Origin of the sequence: Variovorax sp. M-6 (assembly GCF_052114385.1) — a bacterium.
In the GTDB taxonomy this organism is placed as follows: domain Bacteria; phylum Pseudomonadota; class Gammaproteobacteria; order Burkholderiales; family Burkholderiaceae_C; genus Variovorax.
In genome coordinates this window covers 19078-43367 of the sequence record NZ_JBFREQ010000025.1, presented here as the reverse complement: position 1 = coordinate 43367, position 24290 = coordinate 19078, and the positions used below count along the sequence as shown (strand labels likewise).

Here is a 24290-nt window from a genome sequence, read left to right as displayed (position 1 = left end):
ACGGCGGCTATTCCAGCCGAACGTCCAGCCCCAGCGCTTCGGCGATCGCCACCGTCTGCTCGATGGTGATGATGGCGCCCTGGAGCTTCGTGTGCTGCGGCTCGATGGCGCCCAGGTCGCTGCCTCGCAGGTCGCAGCCGGTGAAGTCGGCGCTGCGAAGCCATGCGCCCGACAGATCCACGTCCTGCAGCGAGCCGCCCTGGCACCTCGCGCCGGTGAGATCGACCTCCCGCATGCGCGTGCCCTTGAACGACGCCTTTCGCAGGTCGGCACCGGGCAGGCCGGCGAAGGACCAGTCGCCGCCGACCACCTTCATGACCTCGAACATGCAGCCGTCGAACATGCAGCCCACGAACTTGCACTCGGTGAAGCTGGCATCGAAGAACTTGCAGGCCACGAAGGTGCAGTTGACGAAGGCGGCATCGGTGTGGACGGAGGCATTGAAGCGCGCGTTCCGGAAGGTGCAGTCGGTGAAGATCGCTCCGGTGTTCCGGGCCTCGGTCATGTCCAGGTCGCCGAACAGCACCGCCGTGTGCTGCTGCCCGCTGATGTCCTCCCCATACCAGCTGGCGCCCATGAGGCGGGTGTGGGTCTCCGGGGCGGGTGCCCCGTATGCGCGATCGGCCATGGGGATGAGGTCCTCGGCGAGGACGAGTGAATGAAACGGGCGGACGGGCGAGGTCCGGTGCTGCTCGCATTCTGTCTCAGGCGGGGACGGCCAGGCGCTCCCGGGATCTTCTGGATGCACCAAAGTGCAATTGCGCGCCCGCGCGGCGAAGTTCACGCTTGCGCCCTTGCAAGCAGGCGCGGGGGCGTTGCTTCGTCTTCATGTCCGGCTTGCGGCAACCCTCGAGGAACCCATCATGGCAAAGAAGTCCGACAACGCTGCGAAAGCCGAGCTCCCCGCAGGCGGCACGCCTGAGGTGCTGCCGCGCCCTGACTTCCACTTCCCCGGCGAGATCGGGCGCACCTACCTCGATTCGGATCCGGCGCACATGAGCGCCAACAACCGGAAGATCGCCGAGGGACGACTCGAGCGCACGATTCCGATCCAGATCTCGCTGGGCGAGGGACTGGACGTGGGCATGGACATCGGTTCGCCGATCGACTTCACCTACAAGCTGCCTTTCGCCTTCACGGGCACCATCGAGCGGGTGACGGTCGAACTCGGCCAACTGGCCGTGGCTGCTGCAAAGCCCGGCCGGGCCCGCCAGCCCCCCAAAGGGCAAGCATGACACCCGACGCACCACTCCTCGCGAGCCAGGTGATCGTGCGCGTCTGCCTGTTCCTGGTGGCGGCCATCGCCCTGTTCGGCGGCGCCCTTCAGATGTTCCTCGGGCAACCGGACACCAGTGCGCGCCTGGACAATGTCCACCGCTTCATGGCCGGTGTCTACTTCTCGGTGGGGTTGATCTGCTTCTGGGCCGCGGTCACCATCCGGCAGCAGGGCTTGCTGGTCTATCTGCTGGCCCTGGGCGTGCTGCTTGCGGGCATCGGCCGGCTGGTGTCCATCGCCAAGGTGGGGTTGCCGGAACCCCATTCCGTCTGGCTCGCCTACCTGGTTCCCGAGCTGGTTCTTCCGTTCGTGATGGCGGGGGCGCACTTCGCGGGCAGTTGAAGACCGAAGCCTTCAGGCGGTATGCTCGAAGCCCCCTTCGTTCCCCATCCCCCTTGAAAGCCTCCGTATTCATTGCCGCGAGCGTCGACGGTTTCATTGCGCGACCGAATGGCGACCTCGACTGGCTGCCGACGGACAAGGACGTCGATGGGGGCGACTTCGGCTACCAGGCGTTCATGGATTCGGTCGACACGGTCGTCATGGGCCGGTTCACCTACGAGAAGGTCCTGGGCTTCGAGGGCGATTGGCCATTCGACGGCAAGCGCGTGGTGGTCCTGAGCACCCGAAGCGCGAACATCCCGGCCAGGCTCGCTGGCCAGGTATCGTGGATGGAGGGCCCACCGCATCGGATCCTGGAGCGGCTTGCCGCCGAAGGTGCCAGGCACCTGTACATCGATGGCGGACGGACCATCCAGGCCTTCCTGCAGGCACGGTTGATCCACCGGCTCATCGTCACGCGAATCCCGGTCCTTCTGGGCAGCGGCATCCCTCTGTTCGGCCTGCTGGAGAACGACGTCCCTCTGCGACACCTGCGCACCGCGGCATATGCGAACGGCATGGTCCAGAGCGAGTACGCGATCTGACGCCGGGCCTCGGCGCGCGCACCGGTCTGCTCACCCGTCCATGCTCTCCAGGTCCTTCACAGCGTAGATCAGCGCGCCGCCCTTGAGCATCCTGACGACGGCGTCGCGGTCCTTGGCCGAGAAGACCATGCATCCTTCGCTGCGGCCGGCGCGCCCTTGCCTTTCGATGTGGCCTGGCTCCATGTACCAGTTCGCATGGATCACGACGAGGCGTTCGAGCGCGTTGCTGTTGGTCTCGGACAGGCCGTGCAGGCGCATGGACAAGCCGTGTCCCTTCTTCGCGCTGAGGTAGGTCGCGCCGGTCCGGTAGAGCCCCAGGCTGCTCGCCTCGCTGTCGGGGACGTTCGAGAAGACATCGGCATATCCGTCGTCGCTCGGCCCCTCGGAGCCGCTGCCGTGCGCCACGAGGAAGCTCTGCACGACCTGTCCCTCGGAGCGCTCGATCACATGGAACCGTGGCCGGCCGGAGTGCTGCGAGAAGTCGAGCACTGCGGCATAACGGTGCTCCGACGGCTTGCCGAGCACGCGGGCGACCGCGACGTCCAGGAGCAGCGAGCGGTCCGCCTGCGCCCGCGCCGGGCCGCCGAGCGACAGGGCGGCGGCCGACGCCAGCAGGAAAGAGCGCCGCCTCACTCGCCACGCGCCGCGACGGGCCGAAGGAGGTACACGACCGACATGCGAAGCGATGTTAGGGGCGGCACCGCTTGCGTCAATATTCCGTTCGGTCGCCCGGAATTCTGTCCGGCCCCTCGCTGCGCTGCGGGGCCCGAAAGACAAGGTTTGCGCTACCAGCTCACACGCAGGCCGATCGTGCCCTGCACCGACGACTTCACCGTGGCGTCGCCGCCGGTGCTGAACAGGTGCCCGACTTCGCCATACACCGTGGTGACGGTCGTCAGCGCCAGCGAAAAACCGCCCGCCACTTCCGTCGAGGTGTAGCCGCTCGCGCTGGCGATGCGGGTGCCGGCGGCGGGGCCGATGAACGTCACCACGTCGGCGCCCGAACTCGCGCGGTAGACGTTGACCCGTGCATAGGGCTGCAGCCGCCCCGCCCCGGTGGCGATGTCGCCCTTGATGCGCACACCCAGCCGGCCGATCCAGCCGCCTTCGGCGTCTTGATGGACGCGCGAACCGATGGTCCACACGTCGTCGAAACGTGTCTTCTGGCCGATCAGTTGGGCCTGCGGCTCGATGGTCCAGCCCTCGGCCAGGGCGAAGGACTTGCCGGTCTCGATCGACGCGGAGAAGCTGCGCGCCTTGCCCGATGTCGTGAGACTGCCGTCGGGCCGGACGTCGTAGCGATGGCTGCCCGCCTGCAGCACGGCGTCGGCATACCAGCCGCCGGCATCCCTCCAGGTCGCATAGCCGCCGAGGTAGTTCGATTGCAGATCGGTGTTGCCGACCCGGCCGAAGGTGCCGCGCGCGTTGCCGCTCACGTCGGCGCCCCCGTCCAGCGAGCCGGCATAGATGCCGAGGCGCCAGCCGTTGCTGGTGGCCAGGAGGTCGGTGCCGGCCTGCAGGCCGCTCAAGTGCCCCTGGCTGTGCGGGGCGGCGCTGCCGCCCTGGCTGATGTCGAGGTCGGTGTAGATGGCACGCGCCCAGGCCTCGCGGTCGGAACTGACATCGCCGACACGGCGGTGCAGGTTGCCGAGCATCGCGAGATCGCCCTGGCGAACTTGTGCCGGCAGGGCCGCGAAGAGCGGCATGTCGTTTTGGTAGGCGGGCGCGACAGGCGCGGGCGCGATCGTGTTCTGTTCGGACTGTGCCGTCGTCGACGTGGCCTCGGCGCTTGTCGCTTCGGAACTCTTGGCGCCCGCTTCCGTGGTGGCCGCGGCCGCTGGGGCCGCTGCCGCTGCCGCAGGAGCTGGGGCTGGAGCTGGAGCGGGGGCTGGAGCCGGGGCCGGAGCGGGAGCGGGAGCGGGAGCTGGAGCTGGAGCTGGAGCTGGAGCCGGAGCCGGAGCCGGAGCAGGAGCAGGAGCCGGAGCCGGAGCAGGAGCAGGAGCAGGAGCAGGAGCAGGGGCAGGAGCCGGGGCGGGAGCCGGGGCGGGAGCCGGGGCAGGAGCAGGGGCAGGAGCAGGAGCAGGAGCAGGAGCAGGAGCAGGAGCAGGAGCAGGAGCAGGAGCAGGAGCAGGGGCAGGAGCCGGAGCAGGAGCCGGAGCCGGAGCAGGAGCAGGAGCAGGAGCAGGAGCAGGAGCAGGAGCAGGAGCAGGAGCAGGAGCAGGGGCAGGAGCCGGAGCCGGAGCCGGAGCAGGGGCTGGGGCTGGGGCAGGAGCTGGAGCTGGAGCTGGAGCCGGAGCCGGAGCCGGAGCCGGAGCCGGAGCCGGACCCGGGCACTTCGTCGCATTGCCGACGTCCTTGTCGTTGCCGCAATTCGCTGCCGGGGCGACACCCGCCATGGCGAGAAGTGCCACAGCCACACAAGCCTGCAGCCCCTTGGTCCGCGCAAATCCGGGCATTTCGAGTTGCGAACCGGAACGGGAGGTGCCGGTGGCCGTCGACTTGCCGACGCCGGTTGCCAGTTCCGATGCCACGGCCCAAAGGCCTTTGGACGTATTCCAGACGATCCTGAAAACGCAGTTCATAGTGTTCTTCCGAGGTTGCAAACGCCCCCGCCGAAGCGGGAATTGAGTACTTTCGAATTTAGGACGAAGGTACTAGTTACCTAAGGAAGGAGTTCACACAATCGGTTACATAACTGCGTAATTGCTATGATTTGGATAGCGTCCAAGGCCCATCCCACGAGCCTTCGTGAGTTTTTTCACATTCCGGAGGGTGTGACGCGCGCCGCTGACCGGCGAGCAGCGCCGTGCTGCCGCTCAGGCCGCGACCGCGAATACCTCGTCGGTCGTCACCTCGAAGCGCTCCAGCGTGTTGACGCCGAACACCATCGTGATCGGCACGTCGGCCGCATCGCGGCCGCGCGCGATCAGGACGCGGCCGATGCGCGGGATGTTGTGGCGGGCGTCGAAGGTGTGCCAGCGCTCGCCCAGGTAGACCTCGAACCAGGCGCTGAAGTCCATCGGATAGGGCACCGGCGCGATGCCGATGTCGCCCAGGTAGCCGGTCACGTAGCGCGCCGGGATGTTCATGCAGCGGCACAGCGTGATCGCCAGGTGCGTGAAATCTCGGCAGACGCCGACGCGCTCCCGGTAGGCCTCCAGCGCGGTGCGGGTGGCGCGCGCGCACTGGTAGTCGAAGCGCAGGTGCTGGTGCACGAAGTCGCAGATGGCCTGCACGCGCTGCCAGCCGGGTGAAATTCCGCCGAAGCGGCCCCAGGCGAACTGCAGCAGCTCGCTGTCCACTTCGCAGTAGCGGCTCGGCAGCAGGAACTGCAGCGTATCCACCGGCAGGTCGGCCGGTGCGTGTTCGATCGCGTCGAGGGCGACCGGGTCGGGCCAGCCCGAATCGAAGACCACGGCCTCATTGCGCAGCCGTACCCGGCTCACGCCCAGAGGCACCGCCACGCGGGCGCAAAGGTTGCCGAAGCTGTCGGTGTGGTGGTCGGTGCGCAGCGGTGGGCTGATCGTGAGTTTCTCCGGGCCCTGCAGGTCGCCCGCGCGCGACGGGTGCAGCGCCAGCATGTAGATCAGCGCGGTCGGCGCCGTGACCCCAAGTTCGATGTCGAAACCGATTTTGATGAGCATGGGGCTGGCCTTGAAGGAGGGGAATACAGGCAAAGCATGATTGGTGCCGCCGCCGTGTGCGTCCCATCCTATCGAGTCGGCTCGCGCGGCGGCGTGGGCGTGTGCGCGAGGCGGCGTAGGCGCTTGCGGAGCGGCCGTCGGCGCGGTCCTACCGCGCGTGCCTCGGTGCGCCGACAACGGGCAGCGCGAGGCCACTACGGCCCGCGGGACGACCCCGGCCTACGCTCTTCCACATGACGCAATCGAACAAGGCGGCCGCGGGCCGACGCCCCAGGCCGGGTGACGGCAGTGACGGCAGCCACGCCAAGGAGGCGCAACTGGCCGCCTTCACGGCGGACGCGGAGACCCGGCTGACCACCAACCAGGGCCTGCAGATCCCCGACAACCACAACTCGCTCAAGGCCGGCGTGCGCGGGCCGACCCTGCTCGAGGATTTCGTCCTGCGCGAGAAGATCACGCATTTCGACCACGAACGCATCCCGGAGCGCGTGGTGCATGCCAGGGGGTCGGCCGCGCACGGCTTTTTCGAGGTCTACAAGTCGATGTCGCAATTCACGTCGGCCGAGTTCCTGCAGGACCCGGCGGTGAAGACGCCCGTCTTCGTGCGATTCTCGACCGTGGCGGGCTCGCGGGGCTCGGCCGATACGGTGCGCGACGTGCGCGGCTTCGCGGTCAAGTTCTACACGCCGCAGGGCAACTACGACCTGGTGGGCAACAACATCCCGGTGTTCTTCATCCAGGACGCGATGAAGTTCCCCGACCTGATCCACGCCGTCAAGCCGGAGCCGCACAACGAAATGCCGCAAGCGGCGAGCGCGCACGACACCTTCTGGGACTTCGCCTCGCTGATGCCCGAGACCACCCACATGCTGATGTGGGCGATGTCGGACCGCGCGATCCCGCGCAGCCTGCGGATGATGGAGGGCTTCGGGGTCCACACCTTCCGCTTCGTCAATTCGCGTGGCGAGAGCCACTTCGTCAAGTTCCACTGGAAGCCGAAGCTCGGCGTCCACGGCCTGGCCTGGGACGAGGCGCAGAAGATCGCCGGCAAGGACGCCGACTTCCACCGCCGCGACCTGTGGGAGGCGATCGAGAACGGCGACTTCCCCGAATGGGAGCTCGGCGTGCAGATGATTCCGCAGGACAAGGAGCACGCCTTCGGCTTCGACCTGCTGGACCCGACCAAGCTGATCCCCGAGGAGATGGTGCCGGTGCAGCGCATCGGCCGCATGGTGCTCAACCGCAACCCCGACAACTTCTTCGCCGAGACCGAGCAGGTGGCCTTCCACCCGGGTCACCTGGTGCCGGGCATCGACTTCTCGAACGACCCGCTGCTGCAGGGACGGCTGTTCTCGTACACCGACACGCAGATCTCGCGGCTGGGCGGGGCCAACTTCCACGAGCTGCCGATCAACAAGGGCGTCTGCCCCTTCCACAATTTCCAGCGCGACGGCATGCACCGGCAGACCATCGCGCGGGGCCAGGTCGCCTACGAGCCGAACTCGCTGGGCGATGGCAAGGAGTTCCGGGTCGACGGCGGCCACGCCGGCTTCCAGTCCTTCCCGGAAGAGACCGAGCCGCCCAAGGTGCGCCGGCGCAGTCCGTCGTTCGACGATCATTTCACGCAGGCGCGGCTGTTCTTCAACAGCCAGAGCGCGGCCGAGAAGGAGCACCTCATCGCGGCCTTCCGCTTCGAGCTGTCCAAGGTCGAGGTGCCGGCGGTGCGCCAGCGCATGGTCGACAACCTGGCGCACGTGGACGAGAAGCTCGCGCGCCGCGTGGCCGAGGTGCTGGGCATCCAGGCGCCGGATGCGAAAGCCGCGGCGGGCCGAGCGGGATTCCGCGACCACCGCTTCACGCTGCCGATCGACGAGTCGCCGGCGCTCAGCATGGCCGGCTCCGGCGACGGCTCGGTGAAGACGCGCAAGGTCGCGATCCTGGTCGCCGACGGCATCGACTCGGCTTCGCTCAAGGCGATCCGCGAACCCATCGAGCAGGCCGGCGCGCGCTGCCTGGTGGTCGGCCCGCGGCTCGGGACCATCGTCAGCGCCTCCAAGCGCCAGCTCGAGGTCGACGCCACTTTCGCCAACACGTCGTCGGTGATGTTCGACGCGGTGCTGGTGCCCGCGGGTGCGCAGAGCGCCAAGACCCTGGTGGAGAGCGGGGACGCGGTTCACTTCGTGCTCGAGGCCTACAAGCATTGCAAGGCGATCTGCGCCGTGGGGGAGGGCGTCCAGCTGCTGGCCACGCTCGGCGTGGGACCCGACCCCAAGGCGGCGCCGGCCGGCGTGGTGGTGGCATCGACGCCGGTCACCAACCTCGGCGACACGACCGCCGCGGTGCGGATCGCGCAGGACTTCGTTGCCGCGATCGCGCAGCACCGGCACTGGGGCCGGGCCCACGTGGACGGCGTGCCGGCCTGAGTCCGGCGCGCCCTAGTCGATCGCGCTGCGGACGCTGGTCGAGGGAGCGGCCTTCGCCACGACGGTGGGGCTGCTCCGGTCCTCGCACTCGGCCATCATGTGGATGCTGCGCTTCACGCGCGCCACCATCTTGTCGTTCAGCGGCGTCCAGCCGCGGTACATCGGCACCACCACCAGCCAGCCGATGCCGATCACGCCGCCCAGCGCGCCCATGTACTCCCAGTGCATCGGTTCCATGTGTCCCACTCGTCTTTCCGCGCGAGGCGTGTTCAGCGTCGGCGCAAATGGTATCAACAAGGAACGGCAGGGCCGCTGTCGCGTCGCGCCGGGTCGCGGTGCATCGCGACGGGCTGTCACCGCCAGGCTACAGGTTGAACGATCAAGGAATGCTTTGGAATTCACTCCTGCGGCGCGTCGACAGCAGGGCCCTCAGCTTGGCCGGCGCGACCGGCTTGGTGAGCAGCATCACGCCACCCTGGCGCAGGCGCTGCAGCGCCTCGGGCCCGGTGGCGCCGGACACCAGCACGGGCAGCGCATCGGGCTGCAGCCGGCGCGTCGCCTCGATCACCTCCATGCCGTCTTCGTCGCGCGCCAGCTGCAGGTCGCACAGGACGACATCGAAATGGGCACCGTCCGCGCCGAGCTGCGCGAGGGCTTCGGCCTGGGTGGAAGCGCAGTCGACCGGGCAGCCCCATTGCGCAAGCAGGGTGCGGCTGCCGTCGAGGATCGCCGGGTCGTCGTCCACCACCAGGCAGTGCAGGCCGGCCAACGGCGCCGATACCTGCGGCTCCGGTGCCCGCGGCATCACTTCGCGCGGGCTGGCCAGCGGCAGCTCGAGCGCGAAGGTGCTGCCGGCCTGCAGCGCCGAGCGCACCGAGATGCGGGTGCCGAGCAGCGCGGCGATCCGCGAGCAGATCGAGAGCCCGAGGCCGAAGCCCTGGCGGCGGTCGCGCTCGGTGTTGGCGACCTGGTAGAACTCCTCGAAGATGCGTCCCTGGTGGATCGGCGCGATGCCCACGCCGTTGTCGCGCACCTCGATGCGTACCGCGTCGCCGCGGCGGCGCGCCGCCACCAGCACCGTACCTTCGGGCGGCGTATGGCGCACCGCGTTGCTGACCAAGTTGCCGACGATGCGCAGCAGCAGCGCGGCGTCGCTGCGCACCGCCAGGCCGTGGTCGCGCCACAGCAGCCGCACCTGGGCCGCGGCCGCAGGCGCGGCGTGCTGCGCCTCGAGCTGGTCGAACAGCGTCGCCAGCGACACGCCGCCGATCGCGGGCGTCAGGACCTGGGCGTCGAGCCGCGAGATTTCGAGCAGGTCGTCGAGCAGCACGCCCATGAACCCGGTCGCTTCCTGCAGGCGCAGCACCGCGGGCCGCTGCACGCGCGAGGCGGTCGGCAACAGGCCGTCGATGAACAGCCCCATCGCATGCAGCGGCTGGCGCAGATCATGGCTCGCGGCCGCCAGGAAGCGCGCGCGGGAGAGCGCGGCCTGCTCGGCCTCCGCCATGCGCTGCAGCGCCACTGCGGTGGCTTCGCGCACCCGCTCCTCGCTCTGCTGGCGGTTGCGCTGCAGGCGCTCGGCCAGTCGGTTGATGTCGTGCGCGAGGTTGGCGAACTCGTGCTGGGCGCGCTGCGCGCGCTCGGCCGGGTTGTCCTCGGCCCCCTGCGGGGCGACCACGTTGCAGCGGGCATCGAAGCGGCCGGCCTCCAGCGCCGCCACCGTGCGCGAGATGCGGCGCAGCGGCTGGGCCACGGCGCGCGCCGTGTGGCGTACCCAGGCCCAGGCGACCAGCAGCGCGATCATCGCGATGCCGATGCCCGCCATCAGGGAAAGCGTGCGTTCGCGCGCGTAGGCGGTGGTGTCGCGGAAGGTCTGGACCAACCCGATCGGCGTCTCGCCGGCAGCCGTCGACCCCGCGGGCGCAAAGGCGCTGGCCCGCGAGGCCTCGCGCAGCGTGACCGGCGCGGTGAACATCCGCAGCTGCGCGAGCGAGGCGGTCTTCGGGCCGGCCGTGACATAGACGCCGGCGCTGTTGCTGATCTCGACCCGCGTCACCTGGCCGCCGCGCAGCGCGGCGTTGGCGACGTTCTGCAGCGCCGGCAGGTCGCCCGCGTAGAGGCTCAGGTCGGACATCGCCGCGACCTGGCGCGCCACCGCCTCGCCTTCGGCATCGAACGCCGCCTCGAGCGTGACCAGGCGGCCGTGGGTGAACCAGGCGGTGAGCGCCAGCGCGACCGCCGCGCACGGCACCACGCCGAGGCGGAACAGGTCGCGATGCAGGCTGCCGCCGACCACCAGCGCGCTGCGCTCGGCCGACGCCGGATCGTTCGGCCGGACGGCGGCGGCAGGCACCGCCAGACGATGGCTTGGCGCGGTCATGTGGCGGCGGCGCTCATCGAACACCGGTCACGCGCGCGGTCAGGTCGCGTTCGTCGGGCAGGCGCAGGCCCAGTCCGCGGGCCACGGTGGTGTTGACGCGCACCGTCGCCGGCGTCGCGGCCTCGACCAGCACACTGGCGGTTCCGTTGGCCGCGGCCAGCTTGCGGCCCAGTGCGCGCGCCTGTTGTGCAAGCTGGCTCGGCGTCGACACCGCGGCGGCCAGGCCGCCGGAACGCACCAGGCCCTCGCTGGAGCCGAACACCGGCAGGCCGGCACCGGCGCCGGCGCGCAGCACCGCCAGCGTGGCGGCCTGGCTGTCGCCGATCTTGTCGGGAAGCACCAGCAGCGCGTCGCTGCGCGGCACCAGCAGCCGCAGCGCCGCCGCCAGCGACTTGGCATCCGGCGCGTATTCGACCTGCAGGTCCCAGCCCTGGCCGGCACGCTGCAGCTCGCTCACGACCGGCTCCGATTCCACGGTGGCGACGACGCCCAGCCGACGCTTCGCGGGCAGCAGCGCGTCGATCAGCGCCAGCTGGTCTGCCATCGCGGGCTCGCGCAGCAGGACGCCGATCTGGCGCTCCGGGCGCCGCAGGGCGGCCGTGCCCTTGAGGCTCTCGTAGTCGAGGCGGCTCAGCATCGCGAGCACCAGCGGATCCTGGCCCGGCCGCTCGATCGCCGAGCGCGCCGCGGCCATGCCGACGGCCATCGTGATGCCGGCCGGTCTCGAGGCCGCCGCGAAGTCCTCGCCGACGGGTTCTCCGGCCGCCAGGTGGACCAGGTTGAAGAGGCTGCCGGCGTCCTGCGTTTCTCGCAGTTGACGTACGAATTCGACATGGGCTGCCGTTTCGTCCGCCATCAGCACCGTGAGCCCGGTCGCCTGTGCGCCGCCGCACAGCAGGACCGTGCAGGCCATGGCCGCAATGGCGCGCTGCATGCGACGCAGCGTGGGAAGACGGGTCGAAGACATGGACTGCATCCGCAGAAGGCGATGAACCCAATGTACGAACGCGGCTGTTTGGGCGCGATAAGGCAGAGGGCTTATGTCCACCCGCGGCGGCGGCGCATTGGGGGGCGGAGGGCGAGATTGCGCAGCCTGTCGGTCTATGCCAGACGACGTACGGGCGCTTAGGCGGGGGTCGCGAGGGCGGCGCGCACCGCGGCCAACTGGGCCTGGATCGCCTGGCGCAGGATGCGCGGCGAGACCGGCTTGTAGAGGACGGCGACGCCGGCACCGGCGACTTCACGCAGGCGGTCGGGCTTGGTCTCGCCGGTCACCAGCAGGCGCGCGGTCGACGGCCCGATGCCGCGGGGGTGGCGCTCGAGCGCGGCGAGCACGTCGAGCCCGTTGTCGCCGCCCTGCAGCAGCAGGTCGCTCACCACCACGTCGGGCGGGCGGTCCCAGGCATCGGCGAGCGCCAGGGCCTCGGCGCGGCTCTGCGCGGCCAGCACCTCGGCGCCCCAGTTCGCGAGCACGACCTGCAGCCCCTCGAGGATGGTGCGCTCGTCGTCGATCACCAGCACCACCACATCGGCCAGGCTGGTGCGGGCTTCGGCCTCGTCCTCGGTCGGCATGCCGGGGGGCTGCGCGAGCGGCATCGCCAATGCGGGCACAGGCTCGATCGAGCGCACCAGCACGCGCACGCAGGTTCCCTTGTGCGGCCGTGAACTGAGTTCGACCCGCGTGTTGAGCAGGGCCGCGAGCCGCTGCACGGTGGCCAGTCCCAGGCCCATGCCGCGCGACTCGCGGCTGCCCTGCCGGCTTTGCGGTTCCACCTGGTAGAACTCCTCGAAGACCCGCGACTGGTGATGGACCGCGATGCCGATGCCGGTGTCCCAGACGTCGATCCGGATCGCCTTGCCGCGGCGCCTCGCACCGACCAGGATGCCGCCCTCTGCGGTGTGGCGCAGCGAGTTCGACACCAGGTTGTTGAGGATGCGCGACAGCATCACGTAGTCGCAGCGCACCCAGGCGTCGGTCTTGCGCACCACCAGCCGCAGGTTCTTCTGCTCGGCCACGGCGCGGAAGTTGCGGCTGATCTCGTCGAACAGGCTGTCGAGCGCGAAATCGGTCCACTGCGGCTGCAGCACGCCGGCGTCGAGCTGCGAGAGATTGAGCAGCTCGGAGAACAGCCGGTCCAGCGATTCGACGCACTCGCGGATGTGGCCGATGCGCTGCAGCCGCACCGGATCGGTCTCGCCGTTGGCGAGCCCGTCGGAGAACAGCGTGAGCGCATGCAGAGGCTGGCGCAGGTCGTGGCTGGCAGCAGCCAGCAGCCGCGTCTTGGCCTGGCTCGCGACCTCGAGCTGCTGGTTCTTGCTGGCCAGCTCGGCGGTCGCGTGCACGATGCGGCTTTCGAGCTGGTTGCGGCTTTCCAGCAGTGCGCGTGCCGCCAGGTTGAAGCCGTGCTGCAGCCGCCGAACCTCCGCCGTGCCTCCCACCTCCACCTGGGCATCCTCGCCGGCGCCCAGCCGGTCGACCGCTTCGCCGAGCGCCTGGATCGGCGCGCTGATGCGGCGCGCCGCCCACCAGCCGGCCAGCCCGACGCCGACCAGGCTGGCGCCGAGCACCAGCACGACGTTGAACCAGACCGCCTTCTTGGCGCTGCTCACCGCGTCCAGGCTCATCTCGACCATCACCTTGCCGGTGTGACTGCCGTCCTCGCCGGTGATCGGCGCCACGACCTGGAGGCCCTCGCCGCGTCGCCGGTCCTGGGTGTCCGCATTGGCGAGGATTTCGCCTTCCTCCGACCAGATCTGCACCTGCTGCACATGCGGCTGGTAGCTGCCGGACTGGGCGGTGCGCTGCAGCGCCCGGCGGTCCATGTGCTGGATCTGCGACTGGGCCACGGTCGCGACCTGCAGGGCCACGGTCTGGGCGTTGGCGCGCATCAGCTCGGTCAGGTTCGCGAGGTGCTGGCGCGTCAGCACCGCGATCGCGCCCAGAGTCGCCACGGTCGCCGGCAGCAGCGCCAGCAGCACGAGCTGCTGCGCCAGCGTCAGGCCGGCCAGCAGGCGAAGGGCGCGGAAGGACCAGCTCATGGAGAAAGGGCAATGGCGGCGATCCGCCTGTGGAGGCCCGGCAAATACCTGTGGATTGAGGAAAATGACACGGTTAATGCTTAAGTTGGTTTCTAATTGTGTTGTAGACAGCACTCGTTTGACCAGCCCGTTCGGGCTCGTCAGGCCCACGCGTTCCAGAAAGATGCAGGTTCCTGCCCGTTGCGCACCCAGCGCCCCCCTTGCTCCCGTGGCGCCTCGGCCGGACCGGTTCCGGGCCAGGACGCGGCGCGCCGGCGCCTGGCTGGCGCGCGGCGCATTGGTGCTGCTGCTCGGCTGGCCGCTTGCGGTGCCGGCGCAGACGGCGGGCGCGGCCGATGCCGCCGGCCTCGCGCCCTTGCGCTTCGGCATCCTGCCGCTGGGCGGCGCCTTCGAATCGCGCAATGACTGGGAGCCGGTGATCGCGGATCTGCGGCGTGCCATCGGGCGCCCTGTCACGATGCTGTCGGTGACTTCGTACGAGGGCCTGGAACAGGCAATCCAGCGCAACCAGGTCGACATGGCCTTCCTGTCCGGCAAGATGGCGCTCGACGCGGTGACACTGCGGCGCATGAAGGTGGTCGCCCAGGTCACGCGCCATGACGGCCTGCCCGGCTACCGCGCGCTGCTGCTGGCGCGCAAGACGGGTCCCCGCAGCACCCTCAAGGGCCTGCTGGCCGAGCCCGAGAACTGGCGCCTGGCGCGCGGCGAGAGCCGCTCGGTATCGGGCTTCATCGTGCCTCAGCTGCAGCTTTTCCTGCCCAACCACATCGCGATGGAGACCCGTTTTCGCAGCGAGCTGGTGGGTACGCACCAGATGACCGCGCTGGCCGTGGCGAACGACGAGGCCGACGTCGCCACCAACAACACGGCCGACTTCGAACGCTTCCGGCAGCAGTTCCCGGCCGAGGCGGAGCGGCTGCAGGTGATCTGGGAGTCGGAGCTGATCCCGCATGCGCAGATCGTCATCCGGCGCGACTACGGCCCCGAGTTCGAGCGCAAGGTGCGGCAGTTCCTGCTCGAGTACGCCCGCGGCAAGGGCCCGCGGGGCGACAGCGAGCGCGCGGTGCTGAAATCGCTGCACGACCTGGCCGGCTTCGTCGCGGCCGACGACAGCTCGCTGTTGCCGGCCGCCAAGCTGGCCTACCAGCTCGCGCGGCAGAGCGCCATGACCTCGCAGTGGGTCAACGAGGCCGCGCGCCAGGCCCGGCTGCAGCGCATCGAGGCCACCTACGCCGAGCAGGCGGCTGTGCTGCGCGCGGGCGCGCCTTGAACGCGGCCGCGATCCGCAGACGCTGGCTGCTTGCAGGCCGCTTCGCATTGGCGGCGGTGCTGGCCTGGCATGCGGGGGCCGGCGCGCAGGCCGGCCGCGCCGAGGTGGCCGAACTGCGTTTCGGCGTCCTGCCGGTCGGCGGCGTGGTCGAGTCGCGCGAGAACTGGACGCCGTTCCTGGCCGACCTGAGCCGCGCGATCGGCCGGCCCGTCACGGTCCATTCCGCGGCCAGCTATGCGTCGCTGGACGAGGCCATCCGGCGCCGACAGATCGATCTGAGCCTGCTGTCGGCCCAGCTCGCGCTCGATGCCGTCTCGCAACGCCACATGAACGTGCTGGCCCAGGTGCAGCGGCATTCGGGCGCACCCGACCATCGCGCCGTGCTGCTGGTTCGCCGGGCCGGTCCGCGCAACACGCTCGAGGATCTGCTGGCCCATCCCGAGCAATGGCGCCTGGCACGCGGCGACAACCGGTCGGTGTCGGGCTTCATCCTGCCGCAGGTCCAGCTTTTCCTGCCGAACCGGATCGTGATGGAGACCCGCTTCCGCAGCGAGATCGTCGGCACCCACCAGACCACGGCCCTGGCGGTGGCCAACGGCGATGCCGACGTGGCGACCAACAACACGACCGATTTCGAGCGCTTCCGCCAGCAGTTTCCGGTCGAAGCCGATCGGTTGCAGGTGATCTGGCGTTCGGAGCCGACGCCGCAGGCGCAGTTCGTGGTGCGCAGCGACTTTCCGGCGGAGCTCCAGAAGAAGCTGCGCCGATTCCTGGTGGGCTACGGCCAGGGCCGGGGGCCGCGCGCCGAGTCCCAGCGCGAGGTGCTGAAGACGCTGCATGCGGCGTTGGGCTACGTCGCCGCGGACAACAAGGCGCTGCTGCCGGCCGCCAGGCTGCAATACGAGCTCGCCAGGCAGAGCGCGCTCAATGCGCAGTGGGTCAACGAGGCCGCGCGCCAGGCCCGGCTGCAGCGCATCGATGCCGCCTACGCGCAACAGGTCGCGGCCCTTCGCGACTCCGGAATTGGCGTCGACAGACCCTAGGCCTGGGGCCGCTCCTGCAGCCAGTCGGGCGGGGCATAGATGTCGGCGAAGCGCAGGCGCCCGATCGAATAATGGATCTCGGTGCCCGGCGGCAGGCCGAGCGCCGGCAGCGCGGCCTGCAGCAGCACCCGCCCCGCGGCGATGTCCGAGACATCGATGTCGACGCGGATGAACGCGACCCGGCGCGGCCCGCCGGGCAATGCGTCGCCGAGCGAATCGCCCCAGCCGAGCACCGAGCCGATGCCCCGGGCTCGCAGGGCCTCGTCGATGCGCTCCTCGCGCTGGTGCCAGCGGTCTTCCACGCCCTCGATCACCGGGATCTTGACCGCCATGAACTCGCGGCGGCGCCCGTAGCCGGCGCTGTCGGATGTGGAATCGGGCGGCAGTCCCATGGGGCGATTCTCCGGCAAGTGGCCGCCGGCTTGCGTCGGAGCGGCCGATCCCGTACGCTGGGTTGCCGACCCGGCGCCGAGGAGACCACCCATGCCAAGCCGATCGAACGGCCACACGGCCGAAATGGAAGCGGTACGAACACTGGCGCTCGTTGGCGCCTCCGCCGCCGGCAAGACCTCGCTGGCCGAGGCCCTGCTGCACAAGGCGGGCGCCATCGGTGCGCGCGGCAGCATCGAGCGCGGCAGCACCGTCAGCGACCACGACCCCCTCGAGCGCCGAATGCAGCATTCGCTCAACGCCTCGTTGATGCACCTCACGCATGCCGGCACGCGGGTACACCTCATCGACACGCCGGGCGGGCCCGATTTCCTGGGCCAGAGCCTGCCGGCGCTGGAAGCGGTCGAAACCGCGGCGGTGGTCATCAACGCCGCCCTCGGCATCGAGCCGATGGCGCTGCGCATGATGGCGTACGCCGCCGAGCGGCATCTTGCGCGGATGGTCGTCGTCCACAAGATCGACGCCCAGGGCGTCGACCTGGCGGGGCTGCTGGCGCAGATCCAGTCCGTCTTCGGGCGCGAATGCCTGCCGCTGAACCTGCCCGCGGCCGGCGGCACGCAGGTGGTCGACTGCTTCTTCAACCGCGAGGGGCAGTCCGACATCGGCAGCGTCGATGCCGCGCACCGGGCCCTGGTCGAACAGGTGGTCGAGGTCGATGCGGCCTTCGTCGAGCGCTATCTGTCCGAGGGCGACGTCGATGCCGCCGAGCTGCACGCGCCGCTCGAACAGGCCTTGCGCGAAGGCCACCTGATCCCGGTCTGCTTCGTGTCGGCGCGCAGCGGCGCCGGCGTGGACGCGCTGCTCGACGTCATCGTCAGGCTGCTGCCCGACCCGACCGAGGCCAACCCGCCGGATTTCCTGCTCGGCGAGGGCGCGGCCGCAAAGCCCATGCAGGCCCGGCCCGACCCCTCGCTGCACGTGCTGGCGCACGTGTTCAAGGTCTCGGTCGACCCGTACGTGGGCAAGCTGGGGATCTTTCGCGTCCACCAGGGCACGGTCACGCGCGACAGCCAGCTCTATGTCGGCGACGGCCGCAAGCCCTTCAAGGTGGGCCATCTGTTCATGCTGCAGGGCAAGGACCACGTCGAGGTGCCGCGGGCGCTGCCGGGCGACATCGTGGCGGTGGCCAAGGTCGAGGAGATCCAGTTCGACGCCGTGCTGCACGACGCCGCCGAGGACGACCACGTGCACCTGGCGCCGCTCGGGTTCCCGATCCCGGTGCATGGCCTGGCGGTCGAGCCCAAGCGCCACGGCGACGAGCAGCGGGCCTGGGAAATCCTCGGCAAGCTGGTCGCCGAGGATCCCTGCCTGCGCGTCGAGCACGTGGTGGCGACCAACGAGACGATCATCTACGGCCTGGGCGAGTTGCATCTGCGCGTGATGCTCGAGCGCCTGCGCGAGGTCTACCGTTTCGAGGTCGAGACCCGGCCGCCGCGCATCGCCTACCGCGAGACCGTGACCGCGCCGGCCGAGGGCCACCACCGGCACAAGAAGCAGACCGGCGGCGCCGGCCAGTTCGGCGAGGTCTTCCTGCGCATCGAGCCGCTGGCGCGCGGCAGCGGCTTCGAGTTCGCCGACGAGGTCAAGGGCGGGGCGATCCCGGGCCAGTTCATCCCGGCGGTCGAGAAGGGCGTGCGCGAGGTGCTGCTCTCGGGCGCGGTTGCCGGCTATCCGGTGGTCGACGTGCGGGTGGTGGTGCACGACGGCAAGCACCACAGCGTCGACAGCAAGGACATCGCTTTCGCGACCGCCGGGCGCAAGGCCTTCATGGCCGCGATTCGCGCGGCGCGGCCGATCGTGCTCGAGCCGATCGTGCTGATCGAGATCGCCGCGCCCGACCATGCGATCGGCGACGTCACCGGCGACCTGTCCTCGCGGCGCGGCCTGGTCACGGGCACCGCGAACGGGGGCGTGGGCACGATCGTGATCCGCGGCCAGGTGCCGATGGCCGAGCTGGCCAGCTACCAGTCGCGACTCAACGCCATGACCAGCGGCCAGGGCCGCTACACGATCGCGCTGTCGCACTACGAGGCCGTGCCGCCGGCGACCCAGCAAACCCTGATGGGCCAGCACCGCGTGCGCGACGACGAATGAGCGTCACCAGGCCAGGGGTTGGTCGGTCGGCAGGAAGTGCTCGAACAGGTCGGCAATGAAGGCCCCGCCGACCGCCTGAGAGGGCGCGGCCGTCAGGTAGAGGCCGCGCCAGCGTGGTGCCCGCAGACCGTGCGGCGCGCCGAACAGCCGCTGCGCCATCAGACGCAAGCCGGGTTGCAGGGCCCGCAGCCGTTCCACGAAGGCGTGTGCGGCCTGGCGCCGGGCCGGCTGCTCGCCATCGCGCAGCAGTGCCATGCGCAGGGCATGCAGGTGCAGGCTCAGTTCGCCGAAAATGCCGTCGAGCCGGGCGCCGGCCTCGACGCCTGCCGCACCGTCTTCCGGCAGACGGTGGCCCAGCACCCGTCCGAGCGCCTCCTGCGGCAGCGCGGCGCGCACCGCTGCATAGCCTTCCAGCTGTTCCAGCCCGGTCACGACCAGGTAGACCGGCAGCTGCAGGCGCAGCAGTTCGGCCACTTCGTCGACCCGCTGGCGCATCCGTGCCGCGAGCGGCTCCACGGTCCGGGCATCGCCGAGCAGCGTGGCGGCGGCGACGCAGACCACGATGCCATTGAGCGGCAGGCGCTCCCGGCGCTCGGCCAGCTCGAGCAGCGCGCGGTACCAGCGGCCGCATTCGCGCCGGTCCCCGGGATCGCCGAGCGCCACCGGGCCGATCTGGATGGCGGTCGTCGAATGCAGGAAGTGCCAGCGCCAGAAGCTGTCGTCGATGTCGGGCGCAGGCGGTGCGGCGCCGGCGCCCGACAGCAAGCCCGACACCTGGGCCGGCGCGTCGCCGATGAACATGAACCAGGGGATCGCGTACAGCGAATGGCGCAGCGCGTGCGGCGCCGGCGCGTGCTGGGCCGCCCGTCGTCCGCTGGCCATCGCCTGCTGCATCCCGATCAGGTCGAGCGGCGCGGGCGCCGACGCCTCGGCATCGAGCGCCTCGATGCGCTTTCGCAAGCGTCGCCGCCGTGCGGCCCGGCCCCTTGCCAGGACCAGCCACCAGAGGGCGAGAAAGGCCAGCAGGCACAGCGCCAGCAGGCTCCAGAAATAGGGCGGAAGGAGGCTGGCGGCGTTCATCGGGCGACGGCTCGCGGGTTTCAGCGCGGCACGGTTTCGAGGAACACGACCTCGGCAACCGCCCGGGCGCCGAATTCGGCATTGGCCAGGGATTCACGCAGCCGCTGGAGGTAGGCCGAGGCCAGCTCGAACGGCGGCCGCTCGGCGGCGCCGCCGAAGGGGACGGGCGACGACAGCGCCGTCACCAGCACGGTTCCGAAGGGCGGTGCGGCCAGCCAGCTCGACGGGATGTCGCGACCGAGTTCGATGGTTTCCCCGGCGCGCAGAAGGGGTTGCACGGGCCCCGCGTTGAGGTGCAACACGGCACCGTCGGCGGTGTAGTAGTCGACCCACAGGTAGCCTTCGCGGCGGGCATTCGTGACCTCGATCAGCACCTGGTCGCCCTCCCGGAGGCGGCCGTTCGGCGCGGTGGGGGTGGCGATCGCCAGGCCCACCGCCATTTCGCGGTTGCGGGCCTGGTAGGGCTTCAGCAGTGCCAGCACCTCGCAGTGCGGCCAGATTCGCAGCTGGAGGTCGAAGCGGGCCGCAGTCACGCCGGGCACGGCCCGCACCTCCCGCTGCACCCGGGCGATGTCGTCGGGTTGCGAGACGAAGCCGTGCACCTGCGCCGCACCGTCCGGCGCCAGCGTGGCGGAGAGGTCCGCGCAGGCGACGGCCTGGAGCTGCCGGTCGACCCGCTGGGCCAGGGTGGGGGGCAGTTCGCCCGGACCCGCCAGCACGAACCAGAGCACGGACGCCAGCGGGATCAGCAGCGCCAAGGCGCCGCCGGCGCGCAGCAGGATGCGCTCGCGCCACTGCGGATCGCGCGGGCCCGGCGGGTCGGGCATGCCGTAGGGTTGGGGCGTGATGCGCTCCTGTGCCGCGCTGTCGAGCCGGGCCGGCCGCAGCGCGAGCTGCTCGCCGTGCAGGGCCTTGAGCTTGCCGAGCTCGCCGCCGTCCCCGGTCTCGAAGTAATACTGGCCCTTGAACCCCAGCGCCAGCGCGTGCCAGTAGACCTCGCGCACCTCGTCGTCGCCGGGCTGCAGCGCCGACAAGTGATGGAAGAACTCGGTCTGTGCGTTGTTCGAATTGAACAACTGCATCTGCAGCGGCACCATGCCGGCCGCCCGGCCGGGGTGCCGCGCCAGGATCTCGTCGAGCCAGGCGACCATCGCGAAGCGCGCCGATTCGACGTCCGCGGCAGATCGGCCGAGCGACCGGGCAGCCCCGCGGGCCTCTTCGAGGAGGTCGAGCGCCCGTTGCCAGGCGGCCTCCCAGCCGGGCTCGGCCCGCTGCGCCGCGACCGAAGCGTCCAGCCCGAGTCCGAACGAGATCAGCCGGGAAAAGCAGTCGATCAGCCGGGCCATGCAGCGCGCTCGACGCCGGGCCGGGCACTCGGGCCTATGGCGACCGGAGCCCTGCGATCGCGCCTGCGTCGTTGGCACATGCCCTTGTCCCCGGTCGTTCTTGGATGCGTAACATTCTTTCACGCGCACCGGCTGGCGCCATATCGCTTGGGTGCTATGTCGTTCGGGGAGCGAAATCCGCCTTGATGCGCGTCTCGTTCGCCGTTATCGTCGGCCTGCCTGAATTCATCCATGACGCTGGGGAAAGCCATGAAAATCCTGATCGCCGACGACCACCGGCTCGTCATCGAGGCGGTCAAGGCCAAGTTGTCGGAGCTCGAGGCCGACATCGACTTCGTCCTGGCCATGAGCGTCGACGAGTTGCTCGCCGGCGCCTCCGACGACATCGACCTGGCCGTGATCGACCTGAACATGCCCGGTGCCGAAGGCCAGGCCCACATCGACGAAATCCGCCGCCGCCATCCCGCCGTGCCGGTGATCGTGCTGTCGGGCTACGAAGACCCCGCGGTCATGCGCAGCGCCCTCGAGCGTGGCGTGCTCGGCTTCATTCCCAAGGCCTACTCGCCGGAGGTGATGCTGTCGGCCGTGCGCCTGGTTCTGGCCGGGGGCGTCTACGTTCCGCCGATGATGCTGTCGTCCCTGCCGCCCGGCGTCGTCGCCGGTATCGCCGGCCCCGAGGGCACCCAGCGCGGCTCGGCGGCGGCCGCCGTGCAGACCCTCGAGCATCTGCGCAACGTGCTGACCGAGCGCCAGGTCGAGGTGCTTCAGCTGCTGTCGCAGGGCAAGCCCAACAAGCTGATCGGCCGGGCCCTGGGCATCAGCGAAGGCACGGTCAAGATCCACCTGGCCGCCATCTTCCGGGCCCTCAACGTGCGCAACCGCACCGAGGCCGTGGTCGCGGCCCAGACGCTGACGGAGGCTTGATCTCCAGCTTTCGGGGGCGAAAGGCCTTCAGGCGGCGTATCTTTTTTCCAATGCGTCCAGCGCCGGCTTGCCCACCAGGCGCTGGCGCTCCGCGAAACTCACGACCAGCGCCGGGTCCTCGTCGATGCGGCGCGTGTCGCGCAGCACCGAGAGCGCCTTCTGCATGCCCGCCACCGCGCCCTGCAGCGCCGCGTTGGCGTACAGCACCAGCCCATAGCCCAGTCCGGCCAGCTCGTCGGCATCGAGGATCGGCGTCTTGCCGCCGATCACCATGTTCAGCAGCTGAGGCCTGACAACGCATTGCGGCAGCGCCCGAATTTCCGCGGCCGTGGTCACTGCCTCGACGAAAAGGAGGTCGGCGCCGGCCTCGCTGAACTTCTGCGCCCGTTCCACCGCGGCCTCGAAGCCCAGCGTCGCGCAGGCGTCCGTGCGGGCCAGGATCAGCAGATCGGGATCGGTGCGGGCATCGACCGCGGCCTTGATCCTGGCCACCGCCTCGGCGGTGCCGATCACCTCCTTGCCCGAGAAGTGGCCGCAGCGCTTGGGCGCGACCTGGTCCTCGAACTGGATGCAGTCGGCGCCCGCGCGCTCCAGCACGCGCACCGTGTGCCGCACGTTGAGCGCGTTGCCGAAGCCGGTGTCGGCGTCGACGATCAGCGGCAGCGCCACCGCGTCGCGAATGCGCGCCGTGTGGTCGGCGATCTCGTGCAGGCCCATGAAGCCCAGGTCCGGCAGGCCGAACCACATGTTGGTGACGCCGGCGCCGGTGACGTAGAGGGCCTCGAAGCCGAGGTCTTCGACCACCCGCGCCGACAGCGCATTGAAGGCGCCGGGCACCAGCACGCCGCGGCGTGATTCGGCCAAGGCGCGCAGGGTCTGTCGTGTGCTTTGCGCCATGTCAGATCACGAAGAGGTCGAGGTAGTCGTTGACCGGCATGGCTTCGAGCGCCCTCGGGTCCAGCGAGACCGCCAGGATCGCGTCCTGCTGCTTCTTCGGGAAGCTGCGCGCGAGGTTGGTGCGGAACTTGGCCTCCAGCAGCGGGATGCCCTCGGCGCGCCGGCGCCGGTGGCCGATCGGGTACTCGACGGCGACCTCGGCGAGCCGGCTGCCGTCGCTGAACTCGACGGTCAGCGCATTCGCGATGCTGCGCTTCTCCGGGTCGTGATAGTCCCGCGTGTATCGCGTGTCCTCCACGCAATGGATCCTGGCGCGCAAGGCGTCGATGCGCGGATCGGCGGCCACGCCGGCCTCGTAGTCCGATGCCTTCAGAGTGCCGAAGATCAGCGGCACCGCCACCATGTACTGGATGCAATGGTCGCGGTCGGCCTCGTTGTGGAGCGGGCCCTGCTTGTCGATGATGCGGATGCAGGCCTCGTGCGTGCGGATGGTGATCTTCTCGATGTCCCCCACCGTCTTGCCGGCCGCCTTCAATTGCCGGTGCAGCACGACCGCCGCCTCCACCGCCGTCTGGCTGTGGAACTCGGCCGGGAAGCTGATCTTGAACAGCACGTTCTCCGACACGTAGCTGCCGTACGGTCGCTGGAACTTGAAGGGCTGACCCTTGAAGAGCGCGTCGTAGAAGCCCCAGGTCCTGGCGGTCAGCGCCGAGGGGTAGCCCATCTCGCCGGTCTGCGCGATCAGCGCCAGGCGAACCGCGCGGCTGGTGGCGTCGCCCGCCGCCCAGCTCTTGCGGCTGCCGGCGTTCGGCGCGTGGCGGTAGGTGCGCAGCGACTGGCCGTCGACCCAGGCCAGCGACACGGCGGCCAGCGTTTCGTCGCGCGAGAGGCCCAGCAGTTGCGACACCACGGCGGTCGAGGCCACCTTGACCAGCAGCACGTGGTCGAGGCCGACCTTGTTGAAGGAGTTCTCCAGCGCGATCACGCCCTGGATCTCGTGCGCCTTGATGATGGCCGTCAGCACGTCGCGCATCCGAAGCGGCTTGCGGCCCGCGGCGACCGCGCTGCGGCTCAACCAGTCGGCCACGGCCAGGATGCCACCCAGGTTGTCGCTCGGGTGGCCCCACTCGGCCGCCAGCCAGGTGTCGTTGAAGTCCAGCCAGCGGATCAGCAGCCCGATGTTGAAGGCGGCCTGAACCGGGTCGAGCTGGAACTGCGTGCCCGGCACCCTGGTGCCGTTCGGCACCGCCGTGCCCTTGACGATCGGGCCGAGCAGCTTGCGCGCCGCGGGGTACTCCAGCGCCTCGAGGCCGCAGCCCAGGGTGTCGATCAGGATGTGGCGGGCGGTGTCGTAGGCCAGCTCGGATCGGACTTCGTAGCCGAGCGCGTAGTCGACGATGTCGACGATGACGGAGTCCCATTCGGGGCGGACGTTGCTGATGTGTGCGGACATGCGGGTGATGAAGAAGTGAGGAACGGAAAAGCGGGAGAGGAGGGG

The 24290-nt window shown here is 70.0% G+C and carries 21 protein-coding genes; 8 read left to right on the top strand and 13 right to left on the bottom strand.

Translation table 11 applies throughout. The annotated features are described in order from the left end of the window. Nucleotides 1–7: 7 nt before the first annotated feature. The gene (locus AB4Z46_RS24870) at nt 8–628 is read right to left on the bottom strand and encodes a pentapeptide repeat-containing protein (RefSeq protein WP_442286219.1); all 621 of its coding nucleotides are present in this window, start codon (nt 626–628) and stop codon (nt 8–10) included. A gap of 235 nt (nt 629–863) precedes the next feature. Between AB4Z46_RS24870 and AB4Z46_RS24865 the strand changes: the two genes are divergently transcribed. The 3 genes from AB4Z46_RS24865 to AB4Z46_RS24855 are packed head-to-tail and all read left to right on the top strand — an operon-like array spanning nt 864 to nt 2202. Further along, nucleotides 864–1235, top strand: coding sequence for a hypothetical protein (locus tag AB4Z46_RS24865; RefSeq protein WP_442286218.1), 372 nt, complete (start codon nt 864–866; stop codon nt 1233–1235). Next, complete coding sequence (locus AB4Z46_RS24860; protein WP_442286217.1) at nt 1232–1618, top strand: DUF4345 family protein; 387 nt, start codon at nt 1232–1234, stop codon at nt 1616–1618. The genes AB4Z46_RS24865 and AB4Z46_RS24860 overlap by 4 nt, the downstream gene beginning before the upstream one ends. 53 nt (nt 1619–1671) lie before the next feature. Further along, complete coding sequence (locus tag AB4Z46_RS24855; RefSeq protein ID WP_442286216.1) at nt 1672–2202, top strand: dihydrofolate reductase family protein; 531 nt, start codon at nt 1672–1674, stop codon at nt 2200–2202. 30 nt (nt 2203–2232) lie between these two features. Here the strand turns inward: AB4Z46_RS24855 and AB4Z46_RS24850 are convergent, their stop codons facing one another. The 3 genes from AB4Z46_RS24850 to AB4Z46_RS24840 form a co-directional block, all read right to left on the bottom strand. After that, nucleotides 2233–2835 (bottom strand): murein L,D-transpeptidase catalytic domain family protein, encoded by a 603-nt coding sequence (locus AB4Z46_RS24850; protein ID WP_442286215.1) that lies wholly within the window; start codon nt 2833–2835, stop codon nt 2233–2235. A 152-nt stretch (nt 2836–2987) separates the two neighbouring features. Further along, nucleotides 2988–4784 (bottom strand): autotransporter domain-containing protein, encoded by a 1797-nt coding sequence (locus tag AB4Z46_RS24845; RefSeq protein ID WP_442286214.1) that lies wholly within the window; start codon nt 4782–4784, stop codon nt 2988–2990. Nucleotides 4785–5018: 234 nt separating this feature from the next. Next, nucleotides 5019–5846: a transglutaminase-like domain-containing protein gene (locus tag AB4Z46_RS24840; RefSeq protein WP_442286213.1), complete on the bottom strand. Its 828-nt coding sequence runs from the start codon at nt 5844–5846 to the stop codon at nt 5019–5021. A 233-nt stretch (nt 5847–6079) separates the two neighbouring features. Between AB4Z46_RS24840 and AB4Z46_RS24835 the strand changes: the two genes are divergently transcribed. Then, nucleotides 6080–8269, top strand: a complete 2190-nt coding sequence (locus AB4Z46_RS24835) for a catalase (RefSeq protein WP_442286212.1) — start codon at nt 6080–6082, stop codon at nt 8267–8269. Nucleotides 8270–8281: 12 nt separating this feature from the next. Here AB4Z46_RS24835 and AB4Z46_RS24830 read toward each other — a convergent pair whose 3' ends face one another. The 4 genes from AB4Z46_RS24830 to AB4Z46_RS24815 form a co-directional block, all read right to left on the bottom strand. After that, the gene (locus AB4Z46_RS24830) at nt 8282–8506 is read right to left on the bottom strand and encodes a hypothetical protein (protein WP_442286211.1); all 225 of its coding nucleotides are present in this window, start codon (nt 8504–8506) and stop codon (nt 8282–8284) included. Between the two features lie 142 nt (nt 8507–8648). Then, on the bottom strand, nt 8649–10649 hold the full coding sequence (locus AB4Z46_RS24825) for an ATP-binding protein (protein ID WP_442286210.1): 2001 nt from the start codon (nt 10647–10649) through the stop codon (nt 8649–8651). A 13-nt stretch (nt 10650–10662) separates the two neighbouring features. Further along, nucleotides 10663–11616, bottom strand: a complete 954-nt coding sequence (locus AB4Z46_RS24820; RefSeq protein ID WP_442286209.1) for an ABC transporter substrate-binding protein — start codon at nt 11614–11616, stop codon at nt 10663–10665. Nucleotides 11617–11774: 158 nt separating this feature from the next. Beyond that, nucleotides 11775–13688 carry an ATP-binding protein gene (locus AB4Z46_RS24815; RefSeq protein WP_442286208.1) on the bottom strand — a complete coding sequence of 638 codons (1914 nt, stop codon included), beginning with the start codon at nt 13686–13688 and terminating at the stop codon, nt 11775–11777. Between the two features lie 262 nt (nt 13689–13950). On the opposite strand from AB4Z46_RS24815, the gene phnD reads away from it, so the two are divergent. Continuing rightward, complete coding sequence (gene phnD, locus AB4Z46_RS24810; RefSeq protein WP_442286295.1) at nt 13951–14958, top strand: phosphate/phosphite/phosphonate ABC transporter substrate-binding protein; 1008 nt, start codon at nt 13951–13953, stop codon at nt 14956–14958. Then, nucleotides 14955–16001, top strand: a complete 1047-nt coding sequence (locus AB4Z46_RS24805; RefSeq protein WP_442286207.1) for a phosphate/phosphite/phosphonate ABC transporter substrate-binding protein — start codon at nt 14955–14957, stop codon at nt 15999–16001. The genes phnD and AB4Z46_RS24805 overlap by 4 nt, the downstream gene beginning before the upstream one ends. Here AB4Z46_RS24805 and AB4Z46_RS24800 read toward each other — a convergent pair. Then, nucleotides 15998–16393, bottom strand: a complete 396-nt coding sequence (locus AB4Z46_RS24800) for a hypothetical protein (protein WP_442286206.1) — start codon at nt 16391–16393, stop codon at nt 15998–16000. The two genes, AB4Z46_RS24805 and AB4Z46_RS24800, sit on opposite strands and share 4 nt — an antisense overlap. A 91-nt stretch (nt 16394–16484) precedes the next feature. Here AB4Z46_RS24800 and fusA point away from each other — a divergent pair, with 91 nt between their 5' ends. Continuing rightward, the gene (gene fusA / locus AB4Z46_RS24795) at nt 16485–18545 is read left to right on the top strand and encodes an elongation factor G (RefSeq protein ID WP_442286205.1); all 2061 of its coding nucleotides are present in this window, start codon (nt 16485–16487) and stop codon (nt 18543–18545) included. A gap of 3 nt (nt 18546–18548) precedes the next feature. Here fusA and AB4Z46_RS24790 read toward each other — a convergent pair whose 3' ends face one another. Both AB4Z46_RS24790 and AB4Z46_RS24785 read right to left on the bottom strand, forming a co-directional pair. Further along, nucleotides 18549–19625 (bottom strand): type VI secretion system protein, encoded by a 1077-nt coding sequence (locus tag AB4Z46_RS24790; protein WP_442286204.1) that lies wholly within the window; start codon nt 19623–19625, stop codon nt 18549–18551. Between the two features lie 20 nt (nt 19626–19645). Then, the gene (locus tag AB4Z46_RS24785; RefSeq protein ID WP_442286203.1) at nt 19646–20971 is read right to left on the bottom strand and encodes a DotU family type IV/VI secretion system protein; all 1326 of its coding nucleotides are present in this window, start codon (nt 20969–20971) and stop codon (nt 19646–19648) included. 249 nt (nt 20972–21220) lie between these two features. On the opposite strand from AB4Z46_RS24785, the gene AB4Z46_RS24780 reads away from it, so the two are divergent. Continuing rightward, entirely contained in the window at nt 21221–21895 is a 675-nt protein-coding gene (locus tag AB4Z46_RS24780; protein WP_442286202.1) for a LuxR C-terminal-related transcriptional regulator, read from the top strand. Nucleotides 21896–21922: 27 nt separating this feature from the next. On the opposite strand, the gene AB4Z46_RS24775 is transcribed toward AB4Z46_RS24780, so the two are convergent. Both AB4Z46_RS24775 and AB4Z46_RS24770 read right to left on the bottom strand, forming a co-directional pair. Then, complete coding sequence (locus tag AB4Z46_RS24775) at nt 21923–22792, bottom strand: isocitrate lyase/PEP mutase family protein (protein WP_442286201.1); 870 nt, start codon at nt 22790–22792, stop codon at nt 21923–21925. 1 nt (nt 22793) lies between these two features. Continuing rightward, on the bottom strand, nt 22794–24245 hold the full coding sequence (locus AB4Z46_RS24770; RefSeq protein WP_442286200.1) for a bifunctional 2-methylcitrate dehydratase/aconitate hydratase: 1452 nt from the start codon (nt 24243–24245) through the stop codon (nt 22794–22796). Nucleotides 24246–24290: the final 45 nt, after the last annotated feature.